Origin of the sequence: Streptomyces stelliscabiei (assembly GCF_014873495.1) — a bacterium.
Classification (GTDB): Bacteria; Actinomycetota; Actinomycetes; order Streptomycetales; family Streptomycetaceae; genus Streptomyces; species Streptomyces bottropensis.
The window spans coordinates 9719270-9746198 of sequence record NZ_JADBGF010000001.1; the positions used below are offsets into that span (position 1 = coordinate 9719270).

Annotated in this window: 28 protein-coding genes and 1 pseudogene; 17 read left to right on the forward strand and 12 right to left on the reverse strand. The window is 71.4% G+C overall.

Annotated elements, in window-relative coordinates; translation table 11 throughout:
• Positions 1–72 precede the first annotated feature (72 nt).
• Together H4687_RS42380 and H4687_RS42385 are read left to right on the forward strand one after the other, a co-directional pair.
• Positions 73–816 (forward strand): dienelactone hydrolase family protein, encoded by a 744-nt coding sequence (locus tag H4687_RS42380; RefSeq protein ID WP_046915342.1) that lies wholly within the window; start codon positions 73–75, stop codon positions 814–816.
• A 127-nt stretch (positions 817–943) separates the two neighbouring features.
• Positions 944–2137, forward strand: a complete 1194-nt coding sequence (locus H4687_RS42385) for a PP2C family protein-serine/threonine phosphatase (RefSeq protein ID WP_046915341.1) — start codon at positions 944–946, stop codon at positions 2135–2137.
• Positions 2138–2523: 386 nt separating this feature from the next.
• Here the strand turns inward: H4687_RS42385 and H4687_RS42390 are convergent, their stop codons facing one another.
• Positions 2524–2973, reverse strand: a complete 450-nt coding sequence (locus H4687_RS42390) for an ATP-binding protein (protein WP_046915340.1) — start codon at positions 2971–2973, stop codon at positions 2524–2526.
• A 147-nt stretch (positions 2974–3120) separates the two neighbouring features.
• On the opposite strand from H4687_RS42390, the gene H4687_RS42395 reads away from it, so the two are divergent.
• From H4687_RS42395 to H4687_RS42405, 3 genes are read left to right on the forward strand one after another with little or no spacing between them, the layout of a single operon-like run.
• Positions 3121–3924 (forward strand): alpha/beta fold hydrolase, encoded by an 804-nt coding sequence (locus H4687_RS42395; RefSeq protein ID WP_046915339.1) that lies wholly within the window; start codon positions 3121–3123, stop codon positions 3922–3924.
• Positions 3924–5213 (forward strand): PP2C family protein-serine/threonine phosphatase, encoded by a 1290-nt coding sequence (locus tag H4687_RS42400; RefSeq protein ID WP_046915338.1) that lies wholly within the window; start codon positions 3924–3926, stop codon positions 5211–5213. Before H4687_RS42395 ends, H4687_RS42400 begins: the two co-directional genes overlap by 1 nt.
• Positions 5210–5548, forward strand: coding sequence for an STAS domain-containing protein (locus H4687_RS42405; protein WP_046915337.1), 339 nt, complete (start codon positions 5210–5212; stop codon positions 5546–5548). The genes H4687_RS42400 and H4687_RS42405 overlap by 4 nt, the downstream gene beginning before the upstream one ends.
• 172 nt (positions 5549–5720) lie before the next feature.
• Here the strand turns inward: H4687_RS42405 and H4687_RS42410 are convergent, their stop codons facing one another.
• Positions 5721–5894 carry a CsbD family protein gene (locus H4687_RS42410; RefSeq protein ID WP_078580046.1) on the reverse strand — a complete coding sequence of 58 codons (174 nt, stop codon included), beginning with the start codon at positions 5892–5894 and terminating at the stop codon, positions 5721–5723.
• A gap of 140 nt (positions 5895–6034) precedes the next feature.
• On the opposite strand from H4687_RS42410, the gene H4687_RS42415 reads away from it, so the two are divergent.
• The 3 genes from H4687_RS42415 to H4687_RS42425 all read left to right on the forward strand — a co-directional run bounded on the left by H4687_RS42415 (position 6035) and on the right by H4687_RS42425 (position 8041).
• Positions 6035–6205 carry a hypothetical protein gene (locus H4687_RS42415; RefSeq protein ID WP_012998553.1) on the forward strand — a complete coding sequence of 57 codons (171 nt, stop codon included), beginning with the start codon at positions 6035–6037 and terminating at the stop codon, positions 6203–6205.
• Between the two features lie 109 nt (positions 6206–6314).
• Entirely contained in the window at positions 6315–7538 is a 1224-nt protein-coding gene (locus tag H4687_RS42420; RefSeq protein ID WP_046915336.1) for a phospholipase D-like domain-containing protein, read from the forward strand.
• Between the two features lie 77 nt (positions 7539–7615).
• Positions 7616–8041: a DUF6003 family protein gene (locus H4687_RS42425; RefSeq protein WP_046915335.1), complete on the forward strand. Its 426-nt coding sequence runs from the start codon at positions 7616–7618 to the stop codon at positions 8039–8041.
• Positions 8042–8147: 106 nt separating this feature from the next.
• Here the strand turns inward: H4687_RS42425 and H4687_RS42430 are convergent, their stop codons facing one another.
• Both H4687_RS42430 and H4687_RS42435 read right to left on the reverse strand, forming a co-directional pair.
• Positions 8148–8711, reverse strand: a complete 564-nt coding sequence (locus tag H4687_RS42430) for a S1 RNA-binding domain-containing protein (protein WP_046915334.1) — start codon at positions 8709–8711, stop codon at positions 8148–8150.
• 77 nt (positions 8712–8788) lie between these two features.
• Positions 8789–9304 carry a YceI family protein gene (locus H4687_RS42435; protein ID WP_046915333.1) on the reverse strand — a complete coding sequence of 172 codons (516 nt, stop codon included), beginning with the start codon at positions 9302–9304 and terminating at the stop codon, positions 8789–8791.
• Positions 9305–9416: 112 nt separating this feature from the next.
• Here H4687_RS42435 and H4687_RS42440 point away from each other — a divergent pair, with 112 nt between their 5' ends.
• From H4687_RS42440 to H4687_RS42455, 4 genes are all read left to right on the forward strand, one after another.
• Positions 9417–9941, forward strand: a complete 525-nt coding sequence (locus tag H4687_RS42440) for a MarR family winged helix-turn-helix transcriptional regulator (RefSeq protein WP_046915332.1) — start codon at positions 9417–9419, stop codon at positions 9939–9941.
• A gap of 63 nt (positions 9942–10004) precedes the next feature.
• A complete protein-coding gene (locus tag H4687_RS42445) occupies positions 10005–10277 on the forward strand; it encodes a DUF6411 family protein (RefSeq protein WP_225966982.1) in 273 nt (90 codons plus the stop codon).
• Positions 10278–10338: 61 nt separating this feature from the next.
• Positions 10339–11295: a polyphosphate kinase 2 gene (gene ppk2 / locus H4687_RS42450; RefSeq protein WP_046915331.1), complete on the forward strand. Its 957-nt coding sequence runs from the start codon at positions 10339–10341 to the stop codon at positions 11293–11295.
• Between the two features lie 93 nt (positions 11296–11388).
• A complete protein-coding gene (locus tag H4687_RS42455) occupies positions 11389–12354 on the forward strand; it encodes a YihY/virulence factor BrkB family protein (protein WP_046915330.1) in 966 nt (321 codons plus the stop codon).
• Positions 12355–12391: 37 nt separating this feature from the next.
• On the opposite strand, the gene H4687_RS42460 is transcribed toward H4687_RS42455, so the two are convergent.
• On the reverse strand, positions 12392–13348 hold the full coding sequence (locus H4687_RS42460; RefSeq protein WP_046915329.1) for a hypothetical protein: 957 nt from the start codon (positions 13346–13348) through the stop codon (positions 12392–12394).
• Between the two features lie 10 nt (positions 13349–13358).
• On the reverse strand, positions 13359–14846 hold the full coding sequence (locus H4687_RS42465; protein ID WP_046915328.1) for an APC family permease: 1488 nt from the start codon (positions 14844–14846) through the stop codon (positions 13359–13361).
• A 217-nt stretch (positions 14847–15063) separates the two neighbouring features.
• On the opposite strand from H4687_RS42465, the gene H4687_RS42470 reads away from it, so the two are divergent.
• Positions 15064–16350 (forward strand): MFS transporter, encoded by a 1287-nt coding sequence (locus H4687_RS42470; protein WP_078907317.1) that lies wholly within the window; start codon positions 15064–15066, stop codon positions 16348–16350.
• A gap of 145 nt (positions 16351–16495) precedes the next feature.
• Here H4687_RS42470 and H4687_RS42475 read toward each other — a convergent pair whose 3' ends face one another.
• From H4687_RS42475 to H4687_RS42490, 4 genes are read right to left on the reverse strand one after another with little or no spacing between them, the layout of a single operon-like run.
• Entirely contained in the window at positions 16496–17284 is a 789-nt protein-coding gene (locus tag H4687_RS42475; RefSeq protein ID WP_046915327.1) for an SGNH/GDSL hydrolase family protein, read from the reverse strand.
• An 11-nt stretch (positions 17285–17295) separates the two neighbouring features.
• Positions 17296–18099, reverse strand: coding sequence for a rod shape-determining protein (locus H4687_RS42480; RefSeq protein WP_046915326.1), 804 nt, complete (start codon positions 18097–18099; stop codon positions 17296–17298).
• Complete coding sequence (locus H4687_RS42485; protein ID WP_046915325.1) at positions 18096–18476, reverse strand: TraR/DksA family transcriptional regulator; 381 nt, start codon at positions 18474–18476, stop codon at positions 18096–18098. Before H4687_RS42485 ends, H4687_RS42480 begins: the two co-directional genes overlap by 4 nt.
• A 48-nt stretch (positions 18477–18524) precedes the next feature.
• On the reverse strand, positions 18525–18863 hold the full coding sequence (locus tag H4687_RS42490) for a TraR/DksA family transcriptional regulator (protein ID WP_046915324.1): 339 nt from the start codon (positions 18861–18863) through the stop codon (positions 18525–18527).
• Positions 18864–19155: 292 nt separating this feature from the next.
• Between H4687_RS42490 and H4687_RS42495 the strand changes: the two genes are divergently transcribed.
• The 4 genes from H4687_RS42495 to secD all read left to right on the forward strand — a co-directional run bounded on the left by H4687_RS42495 (position 19156) and on the right by secD (position 23628).
• A complete protein-coding gene (locus H4687_RS42495; protein ID WP_046915323.1) occupies positions 19156–20109 on the forward strand; it encodes a HAMP domain-containing sensor histidine kinase in 954 nt (317 codons plus the stop codon).
• A complete protein-coding gene (locus tag H4687_RS42500; protein WP_046915322.1) occupies positions 20106–20771 on the forward strand; it encodes a response regulator in 666 nt (221 codons plus the stop codon). Before H4687_RS42495 ends, H4687_RS42500 begins: the two co-directional genes overlap by 4 nt.
• A gap of 102 nt (positions 20772–20873) precedes the next feature.
• Entirely contained in the window at positions 20874–21305 is a 432-nt protein-coding gene (locus H4687_RS42505) for a hypothetical protein (protein WP_046915321.1), read from the forward strand.
• Between the two features lie 64 nt (positions 21306–21369).
• Positions 21370–23628, forward strand: coding sequence for a protein translocase subunit SecD (gene secD, locus H4687_RS42510; protein ID WP_046915320.1), 2259 nt, complete (start codon positions 21370–21372; stop codon positions 23626–23628).
• A gap of 186 nt (positions 23629–23814) precedes the next feature.
• On the opposite strand, the pseudogene H4687_RS42515 reads toward secD, so the two are convergent.
• Positions 23815–24897, reverse strand: a pseudogene (locus tag H4687_RS42515) (endo-1,4-beta-xylanase); the annotation flags it as partial.
• Positions 24898–24989: 92 nt separating this feature from the next.
• Complete coding sequence (locus H4687_RS42520) at positions 24990–26642, reverse strand: glycoside hydrolase family 43 protein (RefSeq protein ID WP_046915318.1); 1653 nt, start codon at positions 26640–26642, stop codon at positions 24990–24992.
• Positions 26643–26929 lie beyond the last annotated feature (287 nt).

The following is a 26929-nucleotide window of genomic DNA, read 5'->3' on the forward strand; positions in this document are numbered from 1 at the left end:
GATATACGTTCACCCCGTCCGAGAATGTTAGTGACGCCAACGATCGTCGAGTGAACTCCAGGAAGGAAACCCTTGCCCGTCAGGACATTGCTGATCCCCACCGCGGACGGCCACGCCGACGCGTTCGCCGCCTTCCCCGACCACGGCGGGCGGTCCCCGGGGGTGCTGATGTACCCGGACGGCTTCGGCATCCGGCCCGTACTGCGGGAGATGGCCCGCGAGCTGGCCGGGCACGGGTACTACGTACTCGTGCCCAACCTCTTCCACCGGCACGGCCCGGCACCGGTGATCGAGCTTCCCGAACACATCGGAGCAGACGAACGGCCCGCGCTCATGGCCCGTGTGCCCCTGATCGAGGCACACACCACCGAACGTGTCCTCAGCGACGCCGATTCCTACCTCAGGTTTCTCACCACTCGACCCGAGGTCGGCGCAGGCCCCGTCGCGGTGACCGGTTACTGCATAGGTGGCCTCCTGGCGCTGCGCATCGCCTCGGCCCATCCCGGCCAGGTGGCCGCTGTCGCCGGATTCCACTGCCCCGTGGTCGCCGACGGACCCGACGGCCTGCACCGACTCCTCTCCCCACTCACCGCGCAGGTCCATCTCGGCCACGCGGCAACCGACATGACGCCCGAGGCGCTCGGTGAACTTGACCGGGCACTGGATGCCGCGGGTGTCGATCACACCTCCGAGATCTACCCCGGCACGGTCCACGGCTTCACCATGGCCGACACCGACGCCTTCGACCCCGTCGCGCTCCAGCACCACTGGGATCGCCTCCTTCCCCTCCTCGAAGGAGCCTTGGCCCACGGCTGACGTTCCGCCCTGACCCGGCCTCCGCCCGGTCGTGCCCGGTCCACCGCCCTGACCGGCCAAAATGGACGCATCATGTGATTCTGCGGAGACTCGGGGAAGAAGTTGCGACAGCCGACGGGAGGTTGTCGTGAAGGGTGGAGATCTAGAGCTGGGTGAGTTGTTGGCCGCCGCGGAGGCGGCCCCGCCCGGTGAGTCTGTCGATGTGGTGGCACACGATCTGCAGAAGCGGTTCGGTGCGGAGCGGGTGTCCTTCCTGTTCGTCGACCTCATCGGTCAACGGCTGGTACGGCTTGCCGCGGCAGGCGAGGACACGGTGGACGTCACCGTGCCCCTCGCCCTGCAGGGCAGCGTCTACGACAGCGTCCTGCGCAGTCAGCGGCAGCACGTGGAAGCGGACGGTCAGGGCGGACGGCGTGTCATCACGCCGGTCAGCAACCGCGGCGACTGCATCGGCGTCCTGGAGGTGACCCTGCAGTCCGCCGACGACGACGTACTCCAGCAGGTGCGCGACGCGGCGCACGCGCTCGCCTACATCATCGTCACGGACGGCCGCTTCACCGACCTCTACCACCTGGGCAGGCGCACCACCGAGACCAGCCTGGCCGCCGAGATCCAGCACCAGCTGCTTCCCTCGGCCTCCTGCTGCGAGGCGCGGCAGTTCACCCTCGCGGCCGGACTGATCCCGGCCGACGACATCGGCGGGGACACCTACGACTACACCCTCGACCGTGACACCCTGCATCTGTCCATCACCGACGCCATGGGCCACGACACGAACTCCGCCCTGCTGGCCACGCTGTTGGTCGGCGCGCTCAGACGCGCACGCCGCAGCGGCTGTGACGCTCTCAAGCAGGCGAACTACGCCCACCAGGCCCTGCTGCGCCACAGTCGGGGCCTGGCCACCGGACAACTCCTCTGCGTGGAACTGGAGTCAGGCCTGTGTGAACTGGTCAACGCCGGCCACCCCTGGCCACTGCGACTGCGTGACGGCGTCGTCGAGGAGGTCCGGCTCGCCGTCAACCTGCCCTTCGGCGTGGCGGCACCCACCCCGTACCACGTCCAGGAACTGCAACTGCGCCCCGGCGACCGCCTGATCCTGCTCACCGACGGAATGCAGGACCGTGGCGCCGCGGCCGCCGATCTGGTGTCGATCGTGCACGACACCCGCGCGCTGCATCCGCGAGAGGCCGTCCGGAGCCTGACGAGCGCAGTGCTCGACGCCTGCCACGGCAACCTCAAGGACGATGCCACCGTACTGATACTGGACTGGCACGGCAACCCCGACCGGTCGGCCCCCACCCCACGGGAACCGCGCCGCTGAGCCACCGACCGGCCGGGGCCCACGGGCCCCACAACGGCGTTTCGGCCGCCTCCAGATGCCGGTGAGGCGTCTGGAGGCGGCCGGGCGGGCCAGGGGGTGGCAGAGCAGGGGGCGGCGTCCGCGCGGCCCAGGTGCTGAGCAGGCGCATGGGGGCACAGGACGCCGGAGAACCAGGCGTCCACAGGTCTGCACGGATCGTCACGGGCGGCGCGCGGACGGGCGAGCCGCGAGCGGCGCGTACCGTCTCGGGTCACGGGCGGTGCGTACGGGCGAGGCGCCGGCTCCTCATCAGGGCTGTCACGGTCGTGCCGCGACTGCCGCTGCACCCCGGTCTCGGCGCGCGGCCGACGCCACCGGGGTCACGGGACCCCGGCACCGGGCGCCGGCTAAGGGGAAGGCGTGCGCAGACGAAGGTGCGCGACGACCTGTTTGCCGGTCTTCAGGGCGACGGTCTGCAGGTGGTCGCACAGCCGGGCGACCAGGTACAGCCCGTGGCCGCCGACGCGGCGGGCGTCGTGTGCGCGCAGTTCCGGCGGGCGAGGGGAGCTGTCGCGCACGGCGATGCGCAGCAGGGCGGCGTCGGGCGCCACCTCCAGCGCCAGCCCGCCAGGGCCGGGGGCGTGGCGCAGGGCGTTGGTGACCAGCTCGCTGACGACGAGCTGCGCGTCCTGGCTCGGGCGGTGGCCGGGGTCGTGACCGGCGCGCGCCAGCAGCGTGCGCACGGCCGTGCGGGCGTCGGCGATCGAGGTGTCCGCCGTGTCCCAGGCGGCGCTGTAGCGCAGGGGCACGGTGGATCCCTCTTCGTCCGTTGCCCGATCTTCAAGCGGGGTGACCATAGAACTCTTCCCGTGGGTCGTTCCTTGTCGTTCATCACTGGTTGCCGGTATCGCGTTGTTCGTCTACCCGCTGCAGACCTGTTCATGAGGCACTTCTCTCCATCGGGCACTCACGGGGCACTCCTCGGGACCTGTAAGACTGGCCCGATGGACATCGGCCGCAGGAACAACGTCAGCGTCATCGGCAACCCACAAGGGCGCACGGTGGTGCTGGCTCACGGCTTCGGCTGTGACCAGAACATGTGGCGGCTTACGGTGCCGGCGCTGGTGGACACGTACCGGGTGGTGCTGTTCGACTACGTGGGGTCGGGCCGTGCGGATCCGTCCGCCTTCTCGGAGAGCCGCTACGCCTCGCTCGACGGATACGCCCGGGACGTGGTGGAGGTGTGTGAGGCGTTCGACGTGCGCGACGCGGTGTTCGTGGGCCATTCCGTCAGCGCGATGATCGGGGTACTGGCCGCCGGCATGGCTCCGGAAAGCATCGGGGCGCTCGTGATGGTCGCTCCGTCACCGCGGTACATCGACGACGACGGCTACCGGGGCGGGTTCAGCGCCGAGGACATCGACGAACTGCTGGCGTCGCTGGAGTCGAACTACCTGGGCTGGTCGGCGGCGATGGCGCCGGTGATCATGGGCAACGCGCAGCGGCCCGAGCTGGGTGAGGAGCTGACGAACAGCTTCTGCGCCACCGACCCGGACATGGCGCGCGTCTTCGCGCGGACCACGTTCCTGTCGGATTCGAGGGACGACGTGAAGTCCGTCCGGGTGCCGACGCTGGTGCTGGAATGCACGCAGGACGTCATCGCGCCGCGCGAGGTCGGGGCCTTCGTCCACCAGGTCATCCCCGGCTCGACGCTGGTCACCCTGGACGCGACCGGACACTGCCCCCACCTCTCCGCACCGGAGGCCACCAACGAGGCGATCACCGACTTCCTGGCGGGCCTGCGTTGATGTGCCCAATCGGGCAGCAGCCCGACCCGCGCGGCAGGGGCGACGAGGAATCCACGAACGGGGCGTTCGCCGCGCTGCTGGAGGACAGCGCCGAGGAACTGTACGAGAGCGCGCCGTGCGGTTACCTGTCCACGCTGATGGACGGCACCATCGCGAAGATCAACGCCACACTGCTGGGCTGGCTCGGCCTGGAGCGGGAGGCGGTGGTGGGCCGGCTGCGGTTCACCGACCTGCTGACCATGGGCGGCAAGCTGTACCACGAGACGCACTTCGCGCCGTTGCTGCGCCTGCAGGGCGAGATCGGCGGCATAGCCCTGGAGATCCGGCAGGGCGACGGCGGACGCATGCCCGTCCTGGTCTCCTCCGCGGTCAAGCGCGGCGGCAGCGGCCAGCCGGTGCTCATCCGCACCACCGTCTTCGATGCCCGGGACCGCCGGGCCTACGAGGAGGAACTCCTGCGCGGCCGGAAGGCCGCCGAAGAGGCACGCAAACAGGCGGAGGCCGACCGCGCCCGTCTCCAGGACGCCCTCGCCGTGCTGCAGCAGTCGCTGCTGCCCGCCGCCCTGCCGGCCGTGCCCGGGATGGAGACGGCCGCCTACTACCACACCGCCTCACCCGACCGGCTCGGCGGCGACTTCTACGATGTGTTCCCCGTCGACGGCGAACGCTTCGGATTCTTCCTCGGCGACGTCTGCGGCAAGGGCCCCCAGGCCGCCGCGATCACCTCGCTCACCCGCTACACCCTGCGCGCGGCAGCCCTGCACGACCCCGGTCCCGTCTCCGCCCTGTCGACCCTGAACCGGGTGCTCCACGAGCGGTACGCCGAGGGCGGCGACCCGCGCTACTGCACGGTTGTCTTCGGGACACTCGAACCGGATCCCGCGGCGGGCAAGGTCGCCGTCCGACTCGCCTCGGGCGGTCACCCCCCGGCCCTCGTCCTGCGCGCGGACGGCACGGCGGAGTTCCTGCCCACCCCGGGCGGGCTCCTTGTCGGAGTCGTGCCCTCCGCGCCCTTCGCCGGCGCCACCACGGTCCTCGCCCCGGGCGACACCCTGCTGCTCTACACCGACGGCATCACCGAGGCCCGCACCGGCGCGGACCGCACCACCCTGTTCGGCGACGAGGCGCTCCTGACGTTCGCTGCCGACCATGCCGGTCTGCCCGCGCGAGCCGTCATCGGGGCCCTGACGGACCTGCTTCACGGTTTCGGTGACGGCCTCGACGACGACACCGCCCTGCTCGCCCTCGGCGTTCCCGCCCTCGACCCACACCCGACGAAGCCACGATGAGCCCGCTGAAGATCACTACGCGAAACGCAGCCACCGGTCCCGTCGTGGAGATCGGCGGCGACCTCGACCACACCAGCGCATCCGAACTGCGCGTGCTGTTGAGCACACTCACTCTGCGACCGGGCCGGCGTCTCGTCCTGGACCTGGCCGGCATGGAGTTCTGCGACTCCAGCGGTATCACCGCGCTGCTCGCGGCCCGCAGCCTCGCCCTCGCCGCCCGGGCGGACATCGCGCTCGCCGCCGTCCCGCCGCACACACTGCGTGTGCTGCGCATCGTCGGCCTCGACCAGATCTTTCCGCTCCACCCCGACAGCCACTCCGCCACTCAGCCCTGACCGCGGCGGTGTGCCGCACCGCACACGGCGTTCCGCACCGCACACGCGTCCCGCACCACACACGGCGTTCCGCACCACACACGGCGTTCCGCACCACACACGGTGTCCCGCACACGGTTCGAGGGCCGCCCCGGAAGACTTCCGGGGCGGCCCTCGAACCGTGTGCGAGGCGTCAGTGCTTGAACGCGTCCTTGGTCTTCTCCTTGGCCTCGCGCGCGTCACCCTTGCTCTGCTGCGCCTGGCCCTCGGCAGCCATGCGGTCGTTGCCGAGCGCGCGCCCCAGGGCCTCCTTGGCCTTGCCCTCGGCCTGCTCGGTCTTCGCCTTGGCCTTTTCGCCGGCACTCATGGAACATGCCTCCTCGTGACGTTGGGTGCCGCTGTCGCGGTAGTGCTGCTAGTGCCCTGGGCAGGCCTTCACAAACAAGGAGATTGCGAGGAATGGAGGCGCATAGGCAGGGCAAACGGAGCCGCAGGAGGTTGATAATTATGGTTCCCCTGCTTCTGGTTCTGCTTCTCGCGGTGATCCTTTTCGGCGCGGGCTTCGCGCTGAAGATCCTGTGGTGGGTCGCCCTCGCCGTGCTGGTGCTGTGGCTGCTGGGCTTCGTCATGCGCTCCACCAACGCGGGTGGTGGCCGCGGCCGTTGGTACCGATGGTGATCTGAACCGCACCACACCCACGCGTGGGGCCCGGCCGTCGTGACGGCCGGGCCCCACGCGTGGGCCCACCGCCCACGTTTCCGCCGCACGTTTCGGGTTAAGGGATGTCATGACCAGTACGCATGAACCGTCCGAGCTGATTCCCCGTGTCCCCGGGCAGCCGGACGCACCGTCCGTCGAGTACCGGGTCACGCGGATACGCCGACGTCTGGAACGCCTGATAGGGGTCGCCGCGACCGAGGGCAACGCGCTCGTCCCGTTGCGCAACGGCGACGAGATCTTCACCGCGATGCTGGCCGCGATCCGCCGGGCCGACCACACCGTCGACATGATGACGTTCGTGTACTGGCGGGGAGACATCGCCCGCGAGTTCGCCCACGCCCTCGCGGAACGTGCCCGCGCCGGTGTGCGGGTGCGACTGCTGCTCGACGGGTTCGGCAGCCGGCTCATCGAGACCGAGCAACTGGAGACGATGGAGCGGGCCGGCGTGCAGGTGGCCTGGTTCCGCAAGCCGTTGTATCTCTCCCCGCTCAAGCAGAACCACCGCTGTCACCGCAAGGTCCTCGTCGTCGACGAGGAGATCGCGTTCACCGGCGGGGTGGGCATCGCCCAGGAATGGTGTGGCGACGCGCGCGACGAGAACGAGTGGCGTGACACGCATGTCGAGGTCCGCGGGCCCGCGGTGGACGGCGTGGCCGCGGCGTTCGCGCAGAACTGGGCCGAGTGCCACGACGAACTCTTCGACGAACGCGACCGGTTCGTCGAACACCGCCCGCAGGGCAACGCGATCGTGCAGGTGGTGCGCGGCTCGGCCAGCATCGGCTGGCAGGACATGCAGACTCTGATCCGCGTCATGCTGGAATCCGCCGAGGAGCGCTTCCGCCTGGCCACCGCCTACTTCTCGCCGGACGCGTACTTCGTCGAGCTGCTGTGCGCCGCCGCCCGGCGCGGGGTGCTGGTGGAGATTCTGCTGCCGGGCCCCCACACCGACAAGCGCGTCTGCCAGTTGGCGGGCCAGCACCACTACGAGCAGCTCATCGCCTGCGGAGTGAGGATCTACCAGTACCAGCCGACGATGATGCACGCCAAGGTCATCACCGTCGACGGCGTCGCCGCGCTGATCGGCTCGACCAACTTCAACCGCCGTTCCCTCGACCACGACGAGGAGATCATGCTCGCCGTCCTCGACGAGGAGTTCACCACCACTCTCGACGCCCACTTCGAGGCGGACATCAAGGTGAGCGAACCGATCCGGGCCGGCCGCTGGAAGAGACGTTCCGTACTGCAGAGAACCCGGGAAATGGCGGTGCAACCCATCCGCCGTTTCCTGTGACACCGCCCCGAGCCGGGGTAGAGGGATGCCGATCCGGCTCCGTGGAGGGAGCCGAACCCGTGGAGAGAGAGCCGAGCATGACCGACGACGCCTACCTGTTCCTGCTCGACGACGTGTCCGCGCCGCTCGGTGTGGCCCCCGCCGCCGTCGACGGTCTCGCGTGCATGGAGACTCCGGCGGTACGCGCCTGGCTGGACGCTCAGGAGAGCGCGCCGAACTCCCCGCACCTGCGCCTGCTGCCACCGGAGGAGACGGCCGCCATTCCCGAGGGGGCGCAGCGGCTGCCCGTCCCGTTGAGCGACGAGGAACTGAGCCGGGTACGCCACCTGATGACACCCGAACCGCTCGCCCGGGTCGAGGAGGAACTGCTCGCCTACCGCGACAGCGCGGACGGCCGGGACGGTCTGATCGCACGCGCCCTGGCCGCCGGTGTGCCACCGCACCGCATCGTGGAACTGACCGGGGTCGACCCCGCCACGGTGACGGCCGCGGCGAGCGGCTGACGCGCCGGACCCGAGTGTGGGCCGGGTCGTCCGGACGCCGGGCCACGTTCGTACCCGTGGGAGCCCCGGCGGGCTCTCGTGGCGCGCCGACCGATCCGTGCGCGACCTACGAACCCGCTGGGCAGATGTCTTCGAGCGACAGGTGTACGCGCCCCGCGTCGACTTCGACGGCGACGATCCGCACCGACACGTCCTGGCCCTCGCGGACGGCATCGGCCATGTCCGCGACCCCCCCGCCGACCGGTACGAGCCCCTCCACACAGTCGGCGATGCGCACGAAGCAGCCGATCGACGCGATCTTCGTGACCGTTCCCGCGACGACCTGGCCGACGCGCCCGGCGAACCCGGGAAGCGGGTCCTCGTGCTCGGCCCACTCACGGAGTTCGATGCCCACCTGGTGATGGTGCTCGGCATGCCAGACCACCTCGCCGGTGACGAGTCGACCGACGGGCGGCAGTTCCAGACACCGGGGCATCCTGTCGATGCGGGCCAGACCCATGGCTTCGGGGTGGCCGTCGACGGAGAGGAAGGCACCGAAGGGCTGTCTGCCGATGACCGCACCCGTGACCGGCGTCCCGACGGGCAGGGAACGGACCGTCGCGTTCCAGGCCGCTGCGCCATCGGTCGGCGGGCGCCGACCGTTCTCGGACGGCCAGGAGTACTCGGACATGGGCTGATCATGACACGCGACCGCAGCCCCCGGCGCTCCGCCGACGTCGGGCGCCGCTGCCGAGGGCGGGCTCGCCGTCAGGCGCCGGCTCGGGCGAAGCGGAGTGTCGCCGTGATCGTCGCCTGGCCGCGCATCATGCCCAGTTGGTTCCAGGTGATGCCGAACTGCTCGCGGTCCACGGTGAATTCGGTCTCCAGCGTGAGCCCTTCGGCGGTCGCCTCCGTCAGGCGCGCGGTCAGGGAGCGTGACCTGCTGATGCCGCGCACGGTGAGCTGACCGACGACGTGCACCGTGTCACCGTCCCGGAGTTCGGCGCTGCGGACCGCGAAGGTGATCTCGGGGTGGCGTGCGACGTCGAAGAAGTCGGCGGACCGCAGGTGCTCGTCGCGCTTGGCGTTCTTGGTGTCCAGGGAGGCGGAGTCGAAGGACACGGCACCGACGGCGGAGCCGTCGGGCCGGACCTCGCCCTGCCCGCGGACGGTGCCGAAGACGCCCTTCACGGTGACGAGACCCCACATGGTCCTGTGCTGCACGGCGACGGTCGAGGCGGTGGTGTCGAGCTGCCACAGTCCGGTCTCCACGGCAACGGTCATGGTTCTTCTCCACTCGGTGAGGTCGTCCAAATTTGTATGACTGAAGCTAGCCGGTTATCCAAACCTGGACAACCCATGTTCTCCAAAAATGGACAACAGTTACACTGGGTCCATGGCCGACCTCGACAAGGACCCCTCCCGCCTGCCCGAATGTCCGTCCGCGCGGGGCGAGGGGCTGCTGCCCGCCGAGCTGCACGCCTGGATGCTTCTGCTGGCCGCGACGGGTGCCGTGGAGCAGCGGCTGCGCACGGTCGTGAAAGAGCGGCTCGGGGTCTCGCACGACGAGTTCCTGATCCTCTGCCTGCTGGCCGCGCAGCCCGAGGAGGGGCTGCGGATGACCCGGATCGCGGAACTGCTGGGCCGGCCCAAGACCCGGCTCACCTATCAGATCGCCTGCCTCGGCCATGCCGACCTCGTCACCCGCGAATCGGTGTGCGGCGACAAGCGCGGCATCCAGGTCGCTCTCACCGACAAGGCGCGGCGCCTGCTGAAGGAGGGCTCCGGCCCACTCGCCGAGACCGTCACCGGCGCGCTCGGTCAGTTCATGGGGCCGGCCCAGCGTGAGGCGCTGCGGGGTCTGCTGCCGGACCTCGTCCAAACGCCTTCCGCCGAGCCGTCGGGCCCGGTGCCCGCGTGACCTGAGCCGGCCCGGAAGTTCCCCGCCCCCGGTCACATAGGAAGAACCTGACGGGGAACTCGTATGCTCCCGACCAGTCAAGGGAGAATATTCGTGATCATTGCGGCAGTTGTCGGAGTATGTGTCGTCCTGGCCGTTCTGGCCTTCTTCGTCCCTCGCCTCTCTCGGCACCCCGAGCGCGGCACACAGCGTTCGCTCGGTGCCGGGTCCCGGGTCGGCGGCAAGGCGCCCGGCGTCCTGGGCAGGCTGTTCAGCAAGCCCTTCCAGACGAGTTCCCGCGCCGTCGGCCGCAGTGGCTCGGCGGGTCGTCGTACGCGCGGCCGCATGCCGTTCTGATCTCGGCGGTGCCATGCCGACCGGTGTCACGGAGTACTCGGGCTCACGCGGGAGTGGTGCGATGAACGCTGACCATGCCGACAGGCTGCTGGACGGGCTGACGGTGGACACCAGCCGGGAGGAGCGGCCGGTCCTGCTGGACGGGGCCGGCCGGCCGCTGAAGACGTGGCGCGAGAACCACCCGTACGGCCGCAAGGTCGGCCGCCAGGAGTACGAGCGGCGCAAGCGGGTCCTGCAGATCGAGCTGCTCAAGCTCCAGCGCTGGGTCAAGGACGCCGGCGCCCGGGTGATCGTGGTGTGCGAAGGGCGCGACGCGGCCGGCAAGGGCGGCACGATCCAACGTCTCACCGAGCGGCTCAACCCGCGCGGCGCCAGGGTGGTGGCCCTGGACAAGCCCACCGAACGGGAGACCGGGCAGTGGTACTTCCAGCGGTACATCGCGCACCTGCCGACGGCCGGGGAGATCGTCTTCTTCGACCGCTCCTGGTACAACCGGGCCGGCGTGGAGCGCGTGATGGGCTACTGCTCGAAGGACCAGTACGAGCTGTTCCTCGAACAGTGCCCGGCCTTCGAGCGGATGCTCGTCGACGACGGCTTCCTGCTGTTCAAGTTCTGGTTCTCCGTCTCCCGCGCCGAACAGCGCACCCGTTTCGCCATCCGCCAGGTCGACCCGGTGCGCCAGTGGAAGCTGTCGCCCACGGACCTGGCCTCACTGGACCGGTGGGACGACTACACGGAGGCCAAGGTCGACATGTTCCGGGCCACCGACACCGAACGGGCCCCCTGGACCGTCGTCAAGAGCAACGACAAGCGTCGTGCCCGGCTGGAGACCATGCGCAGCCTGCTGTCGCGCATCGACTACGGCAACAAGGACCCCGAGGCGGTCGGCACCCCCGACCCGCTCGTCGTCGGCGCCGCGAACACCCTCCTGGAACCCGGCGAGGAGGACACGGCCCTCTCGCCGACCCCCCTCTCCCATCGCACCGACGGGCCGGGCAGCCACCCCGAATCCACCTGACGCCGACCGCCGCGGCGGTCGGCGGTACGGTTCTCCGGGCCGCGAGATCACGTTCTCGCCCGGCCGCGGGAACGACAGGAGGAGACGTACTCGATGGGGACCGTGGTGCACGTCCCGCAGACGCGGGACATGATCGGGGAGGAGCTGTCCGGCGACGAGGCGCTCACCGCGCTGCGGCACTACGGAGGCCGCCGGCTGCTCCTGGACGCGTTCGCCCGGTTCCGTTACGCCGACGGCTTCACCAACTCCCGTTCACTCGCGTTCCAAGTGGTCCTCGGACTGGTGCCGTTCACCATCGCGCTGGTCGGCGTGGCCACCACCGTGCACACGGAGAGCGTGGGACGGATCATCGAACTCACCCTGGGCCAGATCGTGCCGGGCGCGAGCGCGCGCCTGGTCGAGGACGCGCTCGACGGCACCGCGCGCAGTGCCGGTTCCGGAATCTGGAGCGCCGTCGCCATGTGGGTGGGACTGGCCTTCGCCGTCCTCAACCTCGCCTCGGCGATGGGGCAGGTCGAACGCGGCGCCAACCGCATCTACGGCATCGAACGCGACCGGCCGTTCCTGGGCAAGTACGGCCGGTCCCTGCTCCTGGCCCTCGCCGCGGGCATGCCGATGGTGCTGGGGTTCCTCGTGCTGGTCGCGGGCGACGCCGTCGGGAACGCGGTGGTGCAGGCGCTCGGCTGGCCCGAGAACCGGCTGGACTGGCTGCGTCCCCTCGAAGTGCCGCTGGGCGTGGTGCTGGCCTGGGTCGCCTCGGCGGTGATCTTCCGCTGGGCACCGCGCCGGGACCAACCGGGCTACACCTGGCTCGCGTTCGGCTCGGCGGTCCACCTGGTCCTGTGGGTCACGGCCACCTGGCTCCTCGCCCTCTACGTCGCCGAGAGCGGATCGTTCGGCACCGTGTACGGACCGCTGACGGCGTTCGTCGCCCTGCTGCTGTGGGCCAACCTGACCGGTGTGGCCCTGTTCCTGGGCATCGCCTTCGCCGCTCAGCTCGAAGCGGCCCGGGCCGGCATCACCGAGGCGGTGCGTCCGGACCCGGGACCGGGGCCGTGACGGGCCCCGGCCACCGGACGCGGCATGCGGCGGTGCCTCAGCCGCGCCGCAAAAACTCCTTGCGCCACTTGGTGATCTGGCGCGAGGGATCGCCGGTGTACGACCACGGCGTACGCGTGGCGCGCTGCCCGACGATGTTGAACAGCGAACCGGCGATGTCCGTCAGCCCGGCCGAACAGGCCGCGTGGGTCAGGTAGTTGAGGTCGCGGACTTCGCCCGGGGGAGGGGGGCCGTCCGGCCGCCCGGTGATCCAGCGCTGCCAGGTGCGCCGTACGTCGCTGGCGGCGCCGTCGTGGCTCCAGTGCTGCCCGATGCCGATACCGGTCTGACGCGCGTTCTCCTCCCGCAGCGCGCGGTACTCCTCGACCCGGGCGTACTGCACCAGCACCGGCAGCGGCGAGCCCGGTGGGGCCACACCGGCCGCGTCCCGGGCGAAGTCGTACATCAGGCCGTGCGAGCCGTGCCAGCGCGAGGAGTAGTAGTGCAGCACCTGGAGGTGGCCCTCCACGCTGAACGGGTCGCGGTCGTACAACTCGTCCCACCAGCGCGCCAGTTCCTGGCGGCGCACCCCTCCGCCGTAGAGCCGGGCCACCGAGATCAGGGAGATCCAGGGCGTCGGGTCGTCGGGGTAGGCCTCGGCCGCCTCGAAGCAGGCCACCGCCGCGCTGTCGATGCGCCGCGGGTCGATGGGGACGCCCCGGCCGGCGGTGATGGCCAGGTTGAAGGCCCGCGCCGTCTCGGTGGCGGCCCGCAGCACCAGGGCGTCGGCGCTGCGGGGCTCGGCGGCCAGCCAGGACTCCACGGTCGAACTGCCCGCGCACGCCTGAGCGAGCATCCGGATCCGGTGGCCCCGGGCCACCCACGCCGGGCCGGTCATGCGCAGCAGCTCGCGAGGGCCCTGCCAGCGGCCGATGACGATGTCCTGCCGGGCCGCGGTCAACGGCGCGTCACCGCAGTCGGAGTCGAAGTCGGGGGTGAAGCGTTCTCGCGCCATCGGGTCCCTCTCAGAAGTCGGTCGGGAGACCCTCATGGGCATGGGAGCGTTGGGCCGCCGCCGCGGCGGCCGCGGCGTCACCCGACGCGGCATCCGTCTCGACGGCCTCGGCGGCGTCGAGCGGGGCGGGCCGGTAGTACTCACTGCCCTTGCGCCAGTACCAGAGCATCGGGATCACACCGACCGCCAGGCCGCCGAGCCCGATCGCCACGGACGCGCTGCTCAGCTCGCCGAGCGACTCGACGAGCACCCAGAACATGAACAGGGCGCCGAGCAGCGGCCACAGCCCGCCGAAGACGAAGTTCGACACGGACTTCAGCAGCATCCTGCGGTAGGCGACGACCACCGCGAGCCCGGCCAGTCCGTAGTAGACGGCGATCTGCAGGCCGATCGCGGAGATGGCGTCCGCGAGGATGTCACCGACCGACCCGAGGGCGTTGGAGGCCACGAACATCACCAGCGCCACACCGCCCACCACGACGATGGCCACGTAGGGGGTGTTCCAGGTGCGGTGGACGCGGCCGAGCGCCTCGGGCATCGTGCGGTCGCGGCCCATCGCGAACAGCGAGCGGGTGACCTGGATGAGGGTGGTCTCCAGGGTCGCGATGGTCGACAGCATCACGGCCACGATGAGCAGCTTGCCGCCCAGCCCGGGCCACACCTCCTCGCCGAGCACCGCCAGGACGTTGGCGTCGTTCTGCTGGATCTGGGTGTCGGTCAGGATGACGTTGACCGCGATGGTGAAGACCTCGAAGAGAAGGAAGACGATGCCGACGCCGATCAGACCGGCGAGACCGGTGGTGCGCCGGCTGTCGCGGGTCTCCTCGCTGAGGTTGCTCGTGACGTCCCAGCCCCAGTAGTAGAAGGCGGCGATCAGCGCACCCGAGGCGAAGCCGCTCACTCCGTCGAAGTGGCTGAAGCCCAGCCAGGACCATTCGAAGGAGCGGGCGCTGTCGCCGTGCAGCAGCGCCAGCACGGCGAACAGGGCCAGGATGACCAGTTCCACGCCCGACATGATGAGCTGGGCGCGGACGGTGAGGCGGGCGCCACCGAGGACGACCACCAGCATGACCACGAACCAGAAGGCGCCGACCGTCGTGGCCAGCGCGGTGTTGTCGGCCAGGTCCTCGTCGAACAGGGACAGCGTCATCGCGCCGGCGGGCAGTGAGCCCGCCACCATGAAGATGGTCGCGGAGATCACCAGGGCCCAGCCGCTGAGGAACCCCAGGAAGGGGTGGAGCGTGCGGCCCACCCACGAGTAGCTGGCGCCCGCGTTGACGTCGATGCGGCTGAGGTAGCTGAAGGCCAGGGCGATGCCCAGCATGGGTATCGCGCAGTACAGCAGTGCCGCCGGGCTCGCGAGGCCCACCGCGCCGACGAGGACGGCGGTGGTCGCGGCGATCGAATAGGCGGGCGCGCTGCCCGCCACCGCCATGACCACCGTGTCGAACGTGCCGAGGACATTGGCCTGCAGCCCTCTGCCCCTGTTGTTGCTCATCGATGCGCTGCCTTCGTGAGGGCACGACGGACGGGCGCCTGGGCCGCCGGCGTGGAGGACTCGGGGGATGATGCTGCCTCGGGCCCGGAGGGGGAGGTCTTCGGGCCCGGGGCGGGAACGGGGGAGCGCATCGTGCACCGGCAAGTCGGCGAGCGAATGATCACACCGTGTGTGCGAGTGATGATATCCGCGCTGTTTGAGGGTTCAAGATTGACTGGTGGGTAATCTTCCGAGTTGGCGAAAATTTACATCGCACCGGCGATCGGCCCGTGCGAGCGGCCACGACGGCCAGGTTCCGCTCCGGCGAAACCAGGGCTTCCGGCTGCTGTGGATCGGTCAGCTGCTGTCCGACACGGGCTCGCAGATCAGCGCGATCGGCTATCCGCTGCTCATCCTGGCCCTGACCCACTCGGCGGTGCTCGCCGGGCTGGTCGGCACGGTACGGGCCGTCGCCCTGCTGTGCCTGCAACTCCCCGCGGGAGCGCTGGCGGACCGTTTCGACCGGCGGCTGACGATGATCGTCTGCGACGCCGCACGCGCCGTCCTGCTCGCTCTGCTCGGCGTCCTGGTCGTGCTGGATCTCGCGTCCTGGCCGGTGATCCTCGCCGTGAGCCTGATCGAGGGGGCCGCCGGTGCCCTCTTCAACCCCTCGGCCGCCGCCGCGCTGCCGGCCGTCGTGCCGGACCGGCAGCTCGAACAGGCCTGGGCCGCCACCGAGGGCCGGACCTACGGGGCCGGCCTCGCGGGCCCGGCGCTCGGCGGCCTGCTGTTCGGGGTGGGCCGGGCCGTCCCGTTCCTGGCCGACGCCCTCTCCTTCGCGGTCTCGTGCGGCATGGTGAGCCGGATCCGCGGGCGGTTCCGGCCGGAGAACGCGGCCGGGCGGACGACGTTGTGGCGTGAGGTGCTGGACGGTCTGCGACTCGTCTGGCAGGTGCCCGTTCTGCGGGCGGCGCTGATCCAGACCCCCTTGGTGAACTTGGCCTTCAGCGGCGTGATCTTCGCTCTCACCCTCACACTGCGACAAGGCGGTGTCTCCACCGCGGTGATCGGTCTGGTGCAGGCCGCCATCGCGGCCGGCGGACTCCTCGGCGCCGTCGTCGCTCCCCGGCTGCAAGGACGCGTGCGGCTGGCGACGCTGGCCACCACCATCACCCTGGCCGGGGCCGGGCTGTTCGGCACCGCGGCCCTGCTCCTGCCGTCACCGCTGGTGGCGGCGCCGGTCGCACTGGCGCTGCTGCTCGCGCCGGCCGCGAACGGCGCGCTGGTCGCCGTGGTGCTGCGCAGCGCGCCGGAGCACATGCGCGGCCGGGTCATCAGCACCGTGGTGACGGCGGCGACCGCCCTGGCGGCCCTGGCGCCGCTGAGCGCCGGCCTGATCGTCCAACACGCCTCCGGGGCCTGGGCGGTGGGCGCCTTCGCCGCCACGACCGCCGTAGCGGCCGTCCTGTGCCTGATCCTGCCGGGTTTCCGGCACGCGGAGTCCGCGGCGACCGCACCGGGCTGAGGACGTGCGAGCGGACCGGGCCGCGTACGTGCGAGCGGACGGCACGGCACGGCACGGTGAGGTGCGGTGCCGTGCTGGGCGCACGTCGCGCCCGGTGGGGACGCCGGCGCGACGCGCGGGGCGGGGCGCGACGGGGCGGTGGATCTCAGGCCGTGTCCGGGAGTGTCACCGGCCCCGGCTGCGGCCGCTTCGCCGAGCGCCCGTCGCCCGACGAACGCCCGCGCAGCCGCCGCCACAGCCACGGCCCGAGGAAGTCCACGGCCCAGCGCACCTCGACACCGACGGCCCGCAGCGCGGGGACCGGCGGCCGGGCAGGCAGCGGCTCGGCCCATCCGTCGTGACCGGGCAGACCGAGGGTGTGGGCCATGCCGGAGGCGATCCGCGCGTGGCCCAGCGGGCTCGCGTGCAGCCGGTCGTCGGCCCACAGGCGCGGATCGGTGGTGACCGGGTGGGCGAAGACGTCCAGGACGAGGACGCCGTGACGCTCCGCGGTGGCGCGCAGGCGGGCGTTGAGGTCGAGGATGCGGGGCAGCACCCGGCGGGCGAGCGGCGAGACCTTCCCCAGGTCCGGGAAGTTCACGGTGGCCACCTGGGCGCCCGACGCCGTGAGGCGGACGAACATCTCCTCGATGTCGGCGACGACCGACGCGGCGTCGAAGCCGGACCGCACCAGGTCGTTCATACCGGCCATCACGGTCACGAGGTCGGGTTTCAACTCCAGTGCCGGCTCCAGCTGTTCGGCCCGGATCTGGGCCGCCGTCCTGCCGCGCACGGCGAGGTTGGCGTAGGACAGGCCCGGCCGCCGCTCCGCCAGGGCCTCGGCCAGCCGGTCGGCCCAGCCGCGGTGCCCGCCGGCCGGATCGGGGTCGCCGAGGCCCTCCGTCATGCTGTCGCCGATCGCCACGTAGCGCAGGTAGGGGTGAGGAGCCGTCATGGCGAGCCACCCTACCCAGGCACCTCGGCCCGGGTGCTGGGGTGGTCGTGGGCGGAGCGCAGGAGGGCGGCGGCGCCGCGGACGGCCGCGGTGTGCGGACCGACGACGGTCCGCACCGGAACACGCAGCCGTTCGGCGAGTCCGGGGCCGACGTGCGGGCGCAGGGCTCCGCCGCCGGCCAGCAGGACGCCCCGTCGCAGCGCGTCGTGGGTCCGGGACGTGTGGTCCTGATCCAGCATCGCCGCCGTCATGGCGGCGATCGCGTCGGTGATCCGGGCCGCCGGGGTGCGCCGGCCCGCGTCGCCGGTGCCCAGGACGGTGCGGCGGGCGTCGGTCACGGCGCCGTCGTCGAGAAGGACGACGTCGGTGACATGGGCCCCTATGTCGGCCACGAGCAGGGGCCGGGTCAGGTCGGCGGCCGCGGCGACGGCCACGGCGCGTGCGGCGGGAACGGTGAGGACGGTGTGCGGCCGCAGGATCTCGGCCGCGGCCCGGGCCTCGGCGCGGAAGGCGACACCCCCCAGCGCGGGTGTGGTCAGGATGAGCAGGGGGTGGGCCGTGCCGGGCAGCCGATGGCCGAGCAGACGGTCGAGCATCCGGGCGGTCGCGGCGGTGTCGACGATGGTGCCGCCCCTGACGGGGTGCACGATGCCGTCGCCGAAGGCCGTCGTGGGCACGTCGAAGAGGGGTCCGCCGCCCGAACTCCAGGCACGCGTACGGGCGCTGCCCAGATCCAGGGCGATGCCGCGGCACTGCCGGCACCAGGGCCATGGCCGGTGCCGGAGGCCGCCGGAGCGGGGGCGGGCCGCGGTCACCGGCCGGCCTCCCTGAGGTGCTGGCAGCGACCGCAGTAGCGGGCCTGCGGCACGACCGTCAGACGCTCACGGTCGATGGGGCCGCGGCACAGATGGCAGGTGCCGTAGCGGCCCTGGTCCATGCGCTCCAGGGCCGCCTCCACGTCGGCGAGGACCATCCGGGCGGACGCGGCGAGCTGGACGCGGACCTCGGTCTGCGACGCGGCCCGGCGGTCGAGCAGTGCCTCGGTACGGGGCACGGCGGGGGCCGTGAGCTGCTGGATCTGTTCGCGGCGGAACGCGCGCTGCTCGTTCAGGCCGTCGCGCAGCGCGGCGAGGTCCTCGGCCGACAGGGCCGTGCCGCGTGCGGGTATGCCGATGGTCTGCTGGTTCACCACTTCACCCCTCGGGCGGTCAGGGAGACGAGAAGGTCCGGCCGGCGGTCGTCAGACCGCGTCGCGCTGGCAGGGAACGCACCACCCCGTGTAGGGCAGGATCTCCAGCCGCTCGACCGGGATGGGCTTGGAACAGCCCTGGCACGTGCCATAGGTGCCGTCCTGGACACGGGAGAGGGCCGCGTCGATCTCCTTGAGGACCCGCTGGATGGTGTCCCGCTGCGCCGACATCAGCTGTTCCTCCGCCGTGTGTCCGGCCTCGGCGAGGGCCCGCAGCTGCGTCAGGCGGGTGTCGCGTTCGTGCGCGAGGCGCTGCCGGGCCTCGTGTGCGGGCAGCCCTCCGGGCCGGGACGCGGTCCGTATGTCGGTCCGGGGCGTATCGAGTGACATCGCGGTTCCTGTCTTCCGCACGGTGGATGGGGGCATGACCCCACCGTGGCCGATGCGCCGCGCGAAACCCATCGGGCGCAATACCCATTCGCCGCCGCGGGGGGTCTACGGTGAAGTGGGCCGACCGGGAGCGGAAATGGGCATCGGAGCCCATCGACGCGGCCCCCCGGGTGCGGGCAGGCTGGCACGAGCCCGGCCCGCGGCGGCGGGACGCGGCACCTGGACCGGGTCGCGCGGCGGCCGTGGAGGAGACACAGGCCGTGTCACGGGCAGGAAGGAGGGCTTCGTCGCCGTGTCCCTGTTCTGGCGGATCTTCGCCCTCAACGCCGTGGTGCTGGGGACCGCGACCGCGCTGCTGCTCTGGGCTCCCGTGACCGTGTCGGTTCCGGTGGTGCTGACCGAGGCGATCATCCTCGTGGCCGGCCTGGTCGTCATGCTGATCGCCAACGCCGCCCTGCTACGGATCGGTCTCGCTCCCCTGGAGCGGCTGACGAGACTCATGACGACGGTCGACCTGCTGCGGCCCGGGCAACGGCTGCCGGAGCACGGCAGGGGCGAGACCGCCGAGCTGATCAGCACCTTCAACGCCATGCTGGACAGGCTCGAACACGAGCGGGCGTCGAGCAGCGCCCGCGCGCTGCTCGCGCAGGAGGACGAGCGGCGCCGTATCGCCCAGGAACTGCACGACGAGGTGGGCCAGAGCATGACCGCGGTCCTGCTGGGGCTCAAGCGCGCGGCGGACGACGCGGAGGAGCCGCTGCGCGGCGAGCTGCACCAGGCACAGGAGATCACCCGTGAGAGCCTGGACGAGGTCCGCCGCCTGGTGCGCCGGCTGCGACCGGGCGTCCTGGACGATCTCGGTCTGGTCAGTGCCCTCACCTCGCTGACCACCGAGTTCGCCACCCACACCGGGCTGCGCGTCGTCCGTCGCTTCGACGCCGGTCTGCCCGCACTCGACCAGGAGACCGAACTGGTGCTGTACCGGGTCGCTCAGGAGGCCCTGACCAACGCGGCCCGCCACGCCGAGGCCGGGCGCGTCGAGGTGAGTCTGGGCCCGGCCGACGGCGCGGTCGTGCTGGCCGTCGAGGACGACGGCCGGGGGACAGGGGTGGCCCGGGAGGGCGCGGGGATCCGCGGGATGCGCGAGCGGGCCCTGCTCATCGGGGCCAGGCTCGACGTCACCTCCCGTCCGAGGGCCGGTACGCACGTCCGGCTGACCGTACCCGTCCCCAGGAAGCAGCCATGACCCCCACCGAGCCGACCGTGATCCGTATCCTCCTCGCCGACGACCACGCGCTGGTGCGACGTGGTGTGCGGCTCATCCTCGACGGCGAACCGGACCTCCGGGTCGTCGCCGAGGCCGGGGACGGCGCGGAGGCCATCACCGAGGCCCGTACCCACGAGGTCGATCTGGCGGTGCTGGACATCGCCATGCCCCGGATGACGGGTCTGCAGGCCGCCCGGGAACTGATCGCGCTGAAGCCGGACCTGCGGGTGCTGATGCTGACCATGCACGACAACGAGCAGTACTTCTTCCAGGCCCTGAAGGCGGGCGCCAGCGGATACGTCCTGAAGTCGGTCGCCGACCGCGACCTGGTCGCCGCCTGCCGGGCCGCCATGCGCGACGAGCCCTTCCTCTACCCGGGGGCGGTCACCGCGCTGGTCCGCAACTACCTCGACCGGGTCCGCCACGGCGAGGAACCACCCGACCAGGTCGTGACACCCCGGGAGGAGGAGGTCCTCAAGCTCGTCGCCGAGGGGCACTCCTCCAAGGAGATCGCCGAGATGCTCTTCATCAGCATCAAGACCGTCCACCGGCACCGGGCGAACCTGCTGCACAAGCTCGGCCTGCGCGACCGCCTGGAACTCACGCGCTACGCCATCCGCGCCGGCCTCATCGAACCCTGACGCCGCCCGACACGCACCCGGCCGGAACTCCCGTACCGGGCAAGCGCGTTGGCACTGACGAGACACTTACTTCAGACACCGGGAACGTGGAGGGGACGGCACATGGCACGCGGCCTGCCCACCGTCCCCCGCGGGGGTGCCCCCGGCCTGGGCCCGGCGACGGTGCTCGCCGTCCTGGTCGCCGTCCTCACCGCCCTGCTCCTGCCGCCTGTGTACGGCGGCGCGCCCCGCGTGCCCGACCGCGTGGCGTCGGCCGTCGAGGGCCGGGTCGTGTCGGCCTTCGAGGTCGCGCGGGCCGACAGCGGGGCACCGGCGGACGACGGGCACCGCGCCGTCCTGCTGCGAAGCCCGCGCGATGTCCCCGGCGAGAGGCCGGCGCCGCCGGTCACGGTCGCCGTCGCCGCGCACCGCGCGACCGTCGGCCCGCCGTGGCTCGTCCGCACGACCTCCCCGGCCGCGGCGACCCCGCCGGCCGCGCCCCCTCCGACAGGCCGCCACCAGGGGCGCGCACCACCTTCGGCACCAGGCACCTGAGCGTCCCTTTCTTTCCGTCGACCGCGGTCATGCCTGGCCGCGGTGTGCCTGCCGGAGGCCTCCGTTGACCCGCGCCCCGCGCATCCGAGGGCTGCTCGCCCTCGCCGCTGTCGCCCTGTCCCTGTACATCGCCCTCACCACACCCGTCCATCTCGGACTCGATCTGCGAGGCGGCACCCAGATCGTGCTGGAAACCCGCCCCACCGACACCGACACCGACACCGACACCGACACCGACACCGCCGCCGACGACGGCGAAGCCACCGACCGCACCCTGGAGGTGCTGCGCGGCCGCATCGACGCCCTGGGCGTCGCCGAACCCACCCTCGCGCGCTCCGGCGACAACCGGATCGTCGTCGAACTGCCCGGAGTGCAGGACCCGGCCGAGGCCGCCGAGGTCCTCGGCCGCACCGCACAGCTCACCTTCCACCGGGTCCTCGGCACGGCGACCGCCACCGGCGACACGGACAAGGACGCGCCGAAGCAGCCGCGCGAGCGGGTCCTCGCCGACGAGTCCGGTCAACTCCTGCGCCTCGAAGCGGCCTCGCTGACCGGTGAGAACGTCGAGGAGGCCGCCGCGCGGATCGACCAGCAGACCGGCGCCGGATGGCATGTGACCGTCGACTTCGAGGGAGCCGGCCGCGACGGCTGGGCCCGCCTGACGGGCGAGGCCGCCTGCGCCCCCGCCGGAGACCCGGCCCGGCGGGTCGCCATCGTCCTCGACGACAAGGTCATCACCTCGCCCCAGATCGATCCCTCGGTCGGCTGCGGCGCCGGCATCAGCGGTGGCTCCACCCAGATCACCGGATCGTTCGACGCCGACGAGGCCAAGGAACTCGCCCTGCTCATCAACGGCGGCGCCCTGCCCGTACCGGTGGAGAACGTCGAGCAGCGCACCGTCGGCCCCACCCTCGGCGCCCAGGCCATCGAGGCCAGCGCTTGGGCCGCAGCGGTGGGCACCGCGCTGACCGCGCTGTTCATCATCGCCGTCTACCGGCTCATGGGCGTCCTCGCCACCGTGGCGCTGCTCTGCTACGGCCTGATCTCCTACGCCGCGCTCGCCGCCCTGGGCGCCACCCTCACCCTTCCCGGCCTCGCCGGATTCGTCCTGGCCATCGGCATGGCGGTCGACGCCAACGTCCTGGTCTTCGAACGGGCCCGCGAAGAGTACGCCTCCCACCACCGGCCCAGCCCACGGTCGGCCCTGACGGCGGGATTCCGGGGCGCTTTCAGCGCGATCACCGACTCCAACGTCACCACCCTCATCGCCGCCGGGCTGCTGTTCTTCCTCGCCTCCGGACCCGTACGCGGCTTCGGTGTCACCCTGGGCATCGGCGTCCTCGCCTCCATGTTCAGCGCCCTGGTCATCACCCGGGTGCTCGCCGAACACGCCGCCTCCCGGCCCGGGATACGCCGCCGCCCCCGCCTGACGGGCATCGACCGGACCGGTGCCGTCCGCGACCGCCTCACCCGCACCCCACCGCAGCTGATGCGCAGGCCCCGGCGGTGGCTGGCCGCCTCCGCCGTGCTCCTGGCCGTCGCCGTGGCCGGGATCGGCGTACGCGGCCTGGACTTCGGGATCGAGTTCACCGGAGGCCGCCTCGTCGAGTACTCCACCGCCACACCCGTCGACGCCGACCGGGCGCGCGCCGCGCTCGCCGACGCCGGATTCCCCCGAGCCGTCGTCCAGATCTCCGGCGACAGCCGACTCACCGTCCGCACCGACCGGCTGACCGACGCGCAGGCGGCAGCCGTCACCGACACCATCGGCACGCTGACCGACCGCGCCGACAAGGTCCGCGACGAGGCCATCGGCCCCAGCCTCGGCAAGGAACTGCGCAACGGCGCCCTGATCGCCCTCGTCGTCGCCCTCGGCGCCCAACTCCTCTACCTCGCCGCCCGCTTCCGCTGGCTGTTCGGCACCTCCGCCGTCGCCGCGCTCGCCCACGACGTGGTGATCCTCATCGGCGTCTTCGCCTGGCTGGGCAAGCCCGTGGACAGCGTCTTCCTCGCCGCCCTGCTCACCGTCATCGGCTACTCGGTCAACGACTCCGTGGTCGTCTTCGACCGCGTCAGGGACCTGAGCCGCGCCGACCGGACCTCACCCTTCGCGGCCGTCGCCAACCGGGCTCTGCTGCAGACGCTGCCCCGCACCGTCAACACCGGCATGGGAGCCGCCTTCATCCTCACCGCCCTGGCCGTCCTCGGCGGTGACTCCCTCGCCGACTTCGCCCTCGCCCTGCTGATCGGCCTCGCCGTGGGCACGTACTCCTCCATGTTCACCGCCACCCCACTCGCCATCGAACTCCACCGACGCCGCTGACACGATGGGCGCGCGGTCGACGACCTGTCGGCCGCCGTCGGGCACGCGCTCACGCCGGGGGCGAGCGTGGCGGAGTTCCGGAGGGAGGGGACGCAGGCCCCCAGGGGTGAGCCGGGGGCCTGCGTCGGCTTCAGCGGGTCGTGGTGTGCGACCCGGGTGCGATCAGTGGCCCACGGACCGGGGCGATGGTGTCTTGTCCCCCTTCGTCGCGAGCGAGCCGCCCATCGTGGTGAGCGCAGCCTGGTAGGCCGCCTTCTTGTTGCCGTTGCGGTCGAACAGCAAGGGGTTCTCCCCGCTGCGCCAGGAGTCGCTGTCGCGGATGCCCCACACGGTGATGCCGGTGCAGCGCGCCACGTTCATACACGCCCGGACCGTGTTCGCGTACGCGGACCCCGGAGCCTGCGCGATGTCCAGCTCGGTGATCTGCACGTCCACACCGAGCGCGGCGAAGCTCGACAGCGTGGTCTGGAAGCTGCCGGGGGGACCGCCCGCGCCGAAGTGTGCCTGGAGGCCGACGCAGTCGATGGGCACACCCCGTGACTTGAAGTCGCGGACCATGCGGTAGACGCCCTGGGTCTTGGCGGCGTTCCAGTCCTCGATGTTGTAGTCGTTGTAGCAGAGCTTGGCCGCCGGATCGGCCGTGCGGGCGGTGCGGAACGCCTGCTCGATGAAGCCGGTGCCCAGCACGTCCCGGAAGACCGAGCTGCGCATCTGGCCGCTGTTGCCGTCGGCGAAGGCCTCGTTGACCACGTCCCAGGAGTGGATCCTGCCCTTGTAGTGGTTCATCACCGTGGTGATGTGGTTGTTCATCACGCCGCGCAGGGTGTTCGCGTCCCGGATGGAGCTGACCCAGCCGGGGAGCTGCTGGTGCCACACCAGCGTGTGGCCGCGCACACGCTGGCCCCGGGAGGCCGCGCGGTTCATGATCTGGTCGCCGCTGCCGAAGGTGAACTGGCCACGGTTCCGCTCGGTCGAATCCCATTTCATCTCGTTCTCGGCCGTGACCGAGTTGAACTCGCGGTCCAGGATGCCGGTGTACTGGCCGTCACCGAGCCGTCCGGCGGCGACGGCGGTTCCGAAGTACCGCCCGGACTGGGCGGCCTGGGCGCCCAGGGTGGAGGCCTTGACCGCCTTCGGCGCCGCGTCGGTGGCGGCGCCCGGTACCGTCTCCGGCGCACCGGTGGCGATGCCGGGTGTGACCAGGGCCATGACGGCTGCCAGGCCCAGTACCGACGCCTGGCGTCGGCCGAGCCGTTTCATCGGGTTCATCGTTCTCCTCGTACGGTCGGGTGCGAGTGATGGTGTGCTCGTGATGCGGGTGCGGAGGCTTCAGGGAGTGCAGGCTTCAGGAGGTGGAGGCTTCAGGGGGTGGTCAGCTCGAACCGTGTGACGCGGACCGAGCCGCCGAGTGCCTGCGTGGCGTGGTTGAAGAGGGCGAACCGGTAGCCCATGAAGAAGCGCCAGTCGTTGCCCAGGGAGAAGGCGGGCCCGAGGCGGGTGAAGCGGATGCCGTCGGTGCTGTAGGAGAAGGTGCCCGGCCGGGGTGATCCGGGGCGGATGTCGGCGTTCGCCCGCAGCCAGACGCGACCGCCCGGCACGCTCGCGCTCGCCCGTTCGACGCCGGTGCCGGTGGTGTTCCAGCTGCCGTCCATGGTCAAACCGTCGACCATGACCAGCCGTGTCGCACCGCCGTCGCGCTTGAGACCGATCCACGCGGAGGAGTCACGCAGCAGCGCCAGTCCCGCCCGGTCGCCGTCCCGCATGGCCGAGGGGTCCAGCTGGACCGTGGCCGTGGAGGTGGGGCCCTGGATGCGGTGGGTGAGGGTGTTGCGGGCCCAGTACAGGTCGCCCGTGACGGTCGCGGTGCGCAGGGTCAGGCCGTTGTTCACCGACCACTTGGTGTTGTCCGGGTTGTGGTTCCACTCCCACTTCGGCTTGAGGGCCGTACCGTCGAAGGTGTCGACCCCGGTCATGGGCGTGGTCGGGCGGGGTGGGGCGGGCACTGCCGGCGCGGGGTACGAGGCGCCCCAGGCGCCGTTCACGAGCTGCACTACGGGCCAGCCGTCCGAGGTCCAGGTGACCGGTGCCAGGGCGGGTACCCGGCCGCCGGGGTACGCGTCCACGAAGGCCAGGTAGTACCAGGCCCCGCTCTGCGTCTGCACCAGTCCGCCCTGGTGCGGGACACCGCCGCCGGCGATCGGCCCGCGCAGGTCGAGCAGGACCTGCCGCATCGTGTACGGACCGAAGGGGCCGCTCGACGACTTCAGGATGTACTGGCCGTTCGCGGGACGGGTCAGGAAGATGTAGTACTGCCCGTTGATCCGGTAGAAGCGGGAGCCCTCCAGGGTGCCGACGCTCGGCGGTGTGGTGAACACCTGCTGGGTGCGGACCTGGGTGCGGCCGTCCGGCGAGAGCTGGGCCACGCTGATGGTGGAGTTGCCGTACGCCACGTACAGGGTGTCGTCGTTGTCGACGAGCAACCCCGCGTCGTAGTAAGGCGTGTTGATCGTGGTGAGCCTGTTCCACGGGCCCTCGACGGCGGTGGCGGTGTAGACGTACGTCCGGGCGAAGTCGATCTGGCCGAGCCAGTAGAAGCTCCCGTTGCTCGGGCGATGGGCCAGTGACGACGCCCAGATGCCGCGGACGTAGCCACGGCCGCCGTTCAGGTCGTACTTGGCGCCGAAGTCGAGGGTGGGCACCGCGTGACCGGCGATCTCCCAGTTCACCAGGTCGTACGAGCGCAGCACGGGAGCGCCCGGCGAGTAGTGCATCGTGGAGGCCGAGGCGTAGTAGGTGGCGCCGACGCGGATGATGTCGAGGTCCGCGAAGTCCTGCCAGACGACCGGGTTGGTGAAGTCCGCGGCGGCCGGGACGGCCGGCCCCTGTGCCGGACCGGGGGCCGCGACGCCACGCGACGCTCCGGCCAGGGGGAGCAGGGTGCCCGTCACCAGACCGGTGGCTGCGGTCAGCGCGCGACGGCGATCCCAGAAATGATCAGGCCATGACATATCCATGTCGTTCTCCTTGCGCGGCCGGGCCGTCGTGGGTGGCGCGTGGAGCCGCCGTGCCTCGGGACCGAGGGGCGGGTGCTGGTGCCGACGTACGTCGTAGGGGGTGCCGTGACTCGGCGCGGTCCGCCGTGCCAGGGCCTGCCTGTCCTGCCTGGTTCGTGATGTCGGACACCGATCGGCGCATCGAGCACTTTGGATGATAGGAGCCCGGTGTGCCCCGTCAATACCTCTCGCATGATTCGGCGTTCAGGTCGAAAGATTTCGTTCGCATCGTGCGTCGGGATCTCTCG

What these genes read in the sequence shown, in the direction of transcription:
- H4687_RS42465 (WP_046915328.1), bottom strand. Translation starts at nt 14,846, where the DNA reads ATGAGCAACAACAGGGGCAGAGGGCTGCAGGCCAATGTCCTCGGCACG.
- H4687_RS42520 (WP_046915318.1), bottom strand. Translation starts at nt 26,642, where the DNA reads ATGGATATGTCATGGCCTGATCATTTCTGGGATCGCCGTCGCGCGCTG.
- H4687_RS42400 (WP_046915338.1), top strand. Translation starts at nt 3,924, where the DNA reads ATGTGCCCAATCGGGCAGCAGCCCGACCCGCGCGGCAGGGGCGACGAG.
- H4687_RS42415 (WP_012998553.1), top strand. Translation starts at nt 6,035, where the DNA reads ATGGTTCCCCTGCTTCTGGTTCTGCTTCTCGCGGTGATCCTTTTCGGC.
- H4687_RS42435 (WP_046915333.1), bottom strand. Translation starts at nt 9,304, where the DNA reads ATGACCGTTGCCGTGGAGACCGGACTGTGGCAGCTCGACACCACCGCC.
- H4687_RS42425 (WP_046915335.1), top strand. Translation starts at nt 7,616, where the DNA reads ATGACCGACGACGCCTACCTGTTCCTGCTCGACGACGTGTCCGCGCCG.
- H4687_RS42505 (WP_046915321.1), top strand. Translation starts at nt 20,874, where the DNA reads ATGGCACGCGGCCTGCCCACCGTCCCCCGCGGGGGTGCCCCCGGCCTG.
- ppk2 (WP_046915331.1), top strand. Translation starts at nt 10,339, where the DNA reads ATGAACGCTGACCATGCCGACAGGCTGCTGGACGGGCTGACGGTGGAC.
- H4687_RS42420 (WP_046915336.1), top strand. Translation starts at nt 6,315, where the DNA reads ATGACCAGTACGCATGAACCGTCCGAGCTGATTCCCCGTGTCCCCGGG.
- H4687_RS42410 (WP_078580046.1), bottom strand. Translation starts at nt 5,894, where the DNA reads ATGAGTGCCGGCGAAAAGGCCAAGGCGAAGACCGAGCAGGCCGAGGGC.
- H4687_RS42445 (WP_225966982.1), top strand. Translation starts at nt 10,005, where the DNA reads ATGCTCCCGACCAGTCAAGGGAGAATATTCGTGATCATTGCGGCAGTT.
- H4687_RS42440 (WP_046915332.1), top strand. Translation starts at nt 9,417, where the DNA reads ATGGCCGACCTCGACAAGGACCCCTCCCGCCTGCCCGAATGTCCGTCC.
- H4687_RS42430 (WP_046915334.1), bottom strand. Translation starts at nt 8,711, where the DNA reads ATGTCCGAGTACTCCTGGCCGTCCGAGAACGGTCGGCGCCCGCCGACC.
- H4687_RS42490 (WP_046915324.1), bottom strand. Translation starts at nt 18,863, where the DNA reads ATGTCACTCGATACGCCCCGGACCGACATACGGACCGCGTCCCGGCCC.
- H4687_RS42460 (WP_046915329.1), bottom strand. Translation starts at nt 13,348, where the DNA reads ATGGCGCGAGAACGCTTCACCCCCGACTTCGACTCCGACTGCGGTGAC.
- H4687_RS42395 (WP_046915339.1), top strand. Translation starts at nt 3,121, where the DNA reads ATGGACATCGGCCGCAGGAACAACGTCAGCGTCATCGGCAACCCACAA.
- H4687_RS42500 (WP_046915322.1), top strand. Translation starts at nt 20,106, where the DNA reads ATGACCCCCACCGAGCCGACCGTGATCCGTATCCTCCTCGCCGACGAC.
- H4687_RS42405 (WP_046915337.1), top strand. Translation starts at nt 5,210, where the DNA reads ATGAGCCCGCTGAAGATCACTACGCGAAACGCAGCCACCGGTCCCGTC.
- H4687_RS42390 (WP_046915340.1), bottom strand. Translation starts at nt 2,973, where the DNA reads ATGGTCACCCCGCTTGAAGATCGGGCAACGGACGAAGAGGGATCCACC.
- H4687_RS42455 (WP_046915330.1), top strand. Translation starts at nt 11,389, where the DNA reads ATGGGGACCGTGGTGCACGTCCCGCAGACGCGGGACATGATCGGGGAG.
- H4687_RS42475 (WP_046915327.1), bottom strand. Translation starts at nt 17,284, where the DNA reads ATGACGGCTCCTCACCCCTACCTGCGCTACGTGGCGATCGGCGACAGC.